Genomic DNA, 4898 nt, shown 5'->3' with positions numbered 1-4898 from the left:
ACCGACAGCAACAGACCGTTGCCGGCATATTCGAAACGGGTGATGTGTTTCAGCGGGTCGGTATGGGTCAGCAGGTTACCCGCTTCGTCATAGGTATAGCCGTGGTAACAGCTTTCGGCATCGCTTTTACGGATCAGACGGTAGTTGTCGTCATAGTCGAAATGCAGGATGACGCCGTCCGGACGGATAATGCTTTCTACCTGGCCTTCGTTGCTGTATTGATAACGGGTAACGCGTCCCATTGCATCGGTATGGCTGAGCAGACGGCCCAAGTCGTCGCGTTCCATCAGGTTGGTACTGCCGTCGGCAAACACCCGTTTGGTCAACTCATTGTTGTAGTCGTAATGATATTGCTCGGTACGGCCCAATATGTCGGTTACCTCGGTGTAACCTTCGTGATAGGTAAAACGCCATTCCTCGCCCAAAGAAGTCCGGTTGCGGATGACTTTGCCGGTCGGGGTGTAATGGTCGTATTCGTATTCCGATACCAATCCGGCCGCATCCGTATGCGACACCATCAGATTGTTTTTATAGCCGAAGCTGCGTTTGACGTTGCCGTCGCGGCCGATGACGCGGATTAAGTCACCGCTGCCGTTGTATTCGTAGCGGACCAGCGGACTGCCGACCCGGACTGTTTCGCCGAAGGATGGCAAACCTTCCAACAGAGACACCGACAGCAGCCGCATTTGGGGTGACTGCTCATCGGCCACATTGCCGAAGTTCAGCGAGAATACCCGGTCGTTGCCGTCAATAATGTATTGCGGCAGACCGGTCAGCGGATGATAGACGAAACGCTGATGGTTGCTGTTAGCGTCTTCCACCGCGACCAAAGGGAAGAGGGTACAGTCTTCGTCCGAACCGTCTTCCGCTACGGTTAAAGGGGCAAAACGCAGCGCTATCGAACCGTCCAGCGAAGCAATGACGTAATGGCCGTCCGGATTTTTGCTGAACCAAATCTGTTCGCTCTCGAACAATACCGGCTCTTCATCATCTTCATCCACTTCCGGTAAAGGGAACAAACGGCCCTGATCGTCGATATAGGCCAATCCGGCCGCATCGCGGATGATGCGTTGGCAGCCCGGTACGCTCCAACCCTCGCCAAGCCAGCCGGTACCGTCTTGGTCGGAATAATAGCTGCGGCTCCATACCAGCGGCAGAATGCCTTCAAAGGCAAAGTCGGTTTCATTTGTCAGGAACTTCAACCCGTGTATCGGATTGACCGGACGGCCGGCACCTACCGCCCCCTTACAGGACAGACAGGTTTTAGGGGGGAGTCTTTTGCTGAACTTGCCGTTCATATGACCTTGCAGGGGCATTAGGGCTTGAATCAACCTACATTTGCTTAATAATTTGCCATTTATAGATTGTTTTTTATTTTAAAAGTTATTTTTTCACTCCAATAAAAACAGATAACACATTTTCTTCATTATCGAGTAGAGATATATCAATAATTTTATCTATTTTATTATTAAAAAATTTTAAACAGTAAAAATTAGGCTTGTTTATCAATTCTAGCCAATTACTAATATCTTTTCTTTTAATAATAAATAAAGGGAATAATTCTATTGGTGTTTTAGCTGAATCATTTATTCCACCATAAAAGTATACATATATAATATCATTTTCTTCTGGTATAAAAAAATCTAATATTTCATTTTTTATCGATAAGCTAAAATTTAATTTTGATAATTCTATACTTTTATAGGATACGAAAACACGATTGATTATTTCACACGAAAATGGATATGGAATAAATTTTTCAGAATTCAAAATCAAACTATTTAAAAAATAATTTTCTTTCATTTTTTTTATTAAATTATTCTGTTTTAAAGTAAAAATCTTATCTTTTAAAGCAGTCATAATACTATTTCCTATGTTGTACAGTTACATTATCTTTATAGTATTTCCAAGAAAATGTACCATTCCCATTATTTCTTTTTTGAACAAGATTTCCATCCATTTTTGCGGTACCTACATGCCAGTGTGGACAAGGATGTTTTGCATCAGAGGGATGGTGCGAAACAATGAGTGGTGTTCGTGAACCATTTGGATTTTTATACATATATTGTTCCCAGTTAGGTGTTATATTTTGTGCAATCGGGGTTGAGCTTGTTGGAATACCAGCTTCTTTTAAGGCAATAGTTCTAGCTGCATTTTTTGTGGGAAATTGTGAACAAGGGTCTTGCTCGTCTTTATTGCATCGCCCAACAGCAATATGCGATTTTGACCGGGAAGCAACAATCGCAGCCGCTGCATGCTGATGACCAGTAGTCGCTACTGAACTGCCAAAGCCACAAGAACTGGGAACAGTTCCTGCGAAGCCGAATAATCCCAATGGATCAATCCATGACCCAGTATTAGGCGCAAAAGCATACAAATTCGCCCCCCCCCATCAACCCAATCGGGTCCTGATTTACAAACCGACCCGCATCAGGCTCATAATACCTGAAGAAGTTGTAATGCAACCCCGTCTCAAGGTCAGCATACTGGTTCTGCAGGCGGAAGGGGTGATATGCGCTATCCGTTACTTTGGTTTCCTCTTTCAGACGACCCCAGCCGGTGTAGTTGCCGAACCACAAGAGGTTGCCGTCTTTATCGGTCATTTCTCTTGGAATGCCGATTTGGTCGCAGTGGAAGTAGAGAATTTGTTGGCGGCTTTCGCCCTCGGTATTGGTGTGGTTGTGTTCCTGTGCCAAAGGTTCGTAGCTGTCGGGATCGGTGTAGAGATAGGTATACCTGCCGTCCTGCAAGAGGTGGCTGCCGTCCCAAACAAATCCGGTTTCCTCTTTCAGGCCGTCTGAAACTTCTTCGTTTTTCAGACGGCCTTTGCCTATCCTTCTGCCCAAGGCGTCGTAGGTGTAGGCCCAAGTCTCTTTCGTACCGTCTTTTTTGAAGATTTCCGCTTTAACCAGTTGGTCGTGCAGATCGTAGAAATAGTTCTGCACTTCGCCGTCCGGCAGTTTGCGGTGGATCAGGTTGCCGGTATAGTCGTAGCCGTAGCAAAGGCTGACGACGGTGACTGTTTCTCCATTGGTTAGGCCGTCTGAAAGATTTTCAGACGGCCTTTTAAATTGTAAGAACAAAACCCGCGTGCATGCCTTTGGGCACACATACTACGTGCGGGCTACGGCTTGCTATTTTATCTAGGGTAGCTCAAAAATTTTATGAAATCATTTATTTCATCTTCATTAAAGCCATTTTCAAGATATTCTTTCTCATAAAAAATAAAATCTAATAAATATTTTCTTGAATAATCATCTAAATTATTTTTAATTTTCTCAACTTGCATAAAAAATTTATTGGGTTCTATTAATTTTGTTATTAGTACATTTAACTCAAAATCACAATTTTTGCTTAAAATATTTAGATTTTGAAAAATCAAATCAGCAATTTCCTGTTTTTGTAGGTCATTAAAGTTGAGTATAGATATTGCTCTCAGAAAATCAGAGATGCTTTGAACTACTATAAATTTATTATTAGATAATATATATTTAATAAATTTAAATTCATTCTCAGTAATTTCTATTTTATTTGGGAATATTTCTGATAATAAATACAATGCTCTACGTATATTTTTAGATGGTAGCGAATCTAGTAGTATAATTATTTGACTGAAATCTTCTTGTTCTAAAGAAGCTTCAATCATATTTTGTATATAAAAATCACTATTGCGCATAATTATCATGCTCCTATATCAATATTAAACTTCACATTGCTCCTACAAAACTTCCTCCTGCCACAAAAGCACCACATACTCCCGCCGTTGAATATATACAAACACTAACTAGCACAACAGTTCCAACAAGGGCGATTGCTGTTAAAGCATCATTATTAGTAGATGTTTTGTCTTCAGTGGAGCAATTAGTGCATTTTGTTACGGGAGAAGAAGGAGGTGGTGGTTTGTCGCAATCATTATCCACCCACTCTTTTTCGGCTTTAGCTAGTTTACTATACGCAGCATTCAGTAGCTTTACATGACCTCGGACAGTATCTCTAAGAGCTTCCCCTGGACCAATTCGCCACGGTAAATTATTTGGATTACTCTCAAGTGCGGGAATACGTTTTACGTATATTTCGTATTTAAGATTTTCTATTCTAGCTGCAATTGATGCACATTTCTGAGCATTATATAAACCAAAAATATCAACCCATCCCTGCACGTTCGGCGCAAATTGATAAAAATTGTTTCCACCCCACAGTCTAATCGGGTCTTGGTTGATAAACCGACCCACATCAGGCTCGTAATACCTAAAGAAATTGTAATGCAACCCCGTCTCACGGTCGGCATACTGGTTCTGTAAGCGGAAGGGCTGGTATGCGCTATCTGTTACCTTAGTTTCCTCTTTCAGACGAACCCAGCCGGTATAGTTGCCAAACCAAACCAGGTTGCCGTCCTTATCGGTCATTTCTCTCGGGATGCCGATTTGATCGCAATGGAAGTAGTGGATTTCCTGTTTGCTTTCGCCTTCGGTATTGGTGTGGTTGCGTACCTGTGCCAAGGGTTCGTAGCTGTCAGGATCAGTGTAGAGATAGGTATACCTGCCGTCCGGCTGGACTTCCTGCAGCAGATGACTGCCGTCCCAAACGAAGCGGGTTTCTTCTTCGAGGCCGTCTGAAGCTTCTTCGTTTTTCAGACGGCCTTTGCCTATCCTTCTGCCCAATGCGTCGTAGGTGTAGGCCCAAGTCTCTTTCGTGCCGTCTTTTTTGAAGATTTCCGCCTTAACCAGTTGGTCATGCAGGTCGTAGAAATAGTTCTGTACTTCACCGTCGGCCAGATCGCGGTGGATCAGGTTGCCGAAGCAGTCGTAGTAATAGCTGCTGCCGTTGTAGGTTTTCAGGCGGTTGTCGGGGACGGTAGGGCTGTTGTTGTCGGACAGGATATTGTGTGCGGGGTCGAA

The 4898-nt window shown here is 43.3% G+C and carries 6 protein-coding genes; all 6 read right to left on the bottom strand.

Annotated elements, in window-relative coordinates:
- The coding region (locus tag ACTHTG_RS11090; RefSeq protein ID WP_440362649.1) for a DUF6531 domain-containing protein at positions 1-1298 on the bottom strand (1298 nt) is incomplete at its 3' end.
- 85 nt (positions 1299-1383) lie between these two features.
- Positions 1384-1860, bottom strand: a complete 477-nt coding sequence (locus tag ACTHTG_RS11085; protein WP_004521141.1) for a hypothetical protein — start codon at positions 1858-1860, stop codon at positions 1384-1386.
- 4 nt (positions 1861-1864) lie between these two features.
- Positions 1865-2335, bottom strand: a complete 471-nt coding sequence (locus ACTHTG_RS11080) for a hypothetical protein (RefSeq protein ID WP_141761721.1) — start codon at positions 2333-2335, stop codon at positions 1865-1867.
- Between the two features lie 22 nt (positions 2336-2357).
- Positions 2358-3083, bottom strand: coding sequence for an RHS repeat domain-containing protein (locus tag ACTHTG_RS11075; protein WP_249967820.1), 726 nt, complete (start codon positions 3081-3083; stop codon positions 2358-2360).
- A 56-nt stretch (positions 3084-3139) separates the two neighbouring features.
- Positions 3140-3676: a hypothetical protein gene (locus tag ACTHTG_RS11070; protein WP_199900979.1), complete on the bottom strand. Its 537-nt coding sequence runs from the start codon at positions 3674-3676 to the stop codon at positions 3140-3142.
- A 31-nt stretch (positions 3677-3707) separates the two neighbouring features.
- On the bottom strand, positions 3708-4898 hold a 1191-nt coding region (locus ACTHTG_RS11065; protein WP_440360695.1), incomplete at its 5' end, for an RHS repeat domain-containing protein.

It is taken from the genome of Neisseria sp. P0017.S009, from assembly GCF_051957375.1.
Taxonomy (GTDB): domain Bacteria; phylum Pseudomonadota; class Gammaproteobacteria; order Burkholderiales; family Neisseriaceae; genus Neisseria; species Neisseria perflava.
The sequence above is the reverse complement of the archived record's forward strand: the minus strand, read 5'-3'. Positions and strand labels throughout refer to the sequence as shown.

Bases quoted from the DNA above. Each gene is read 5' to 3' on its own strand.
- ACTHTG_RS11085 (WP_004521141.1), bottom strand. From the start codon at position 1,860: ATGACTGCTTTAAAAGATAAGATTTTTACTTTAAAACAGAATAATTTA.
- ACTHTG_RS11070 (WP_199900979.1), bottom strand. From the start codon at position 3,676: ATGCGCAATAGTGATTTTTATATACAAAATATGATTGAAGCTTCTTTA.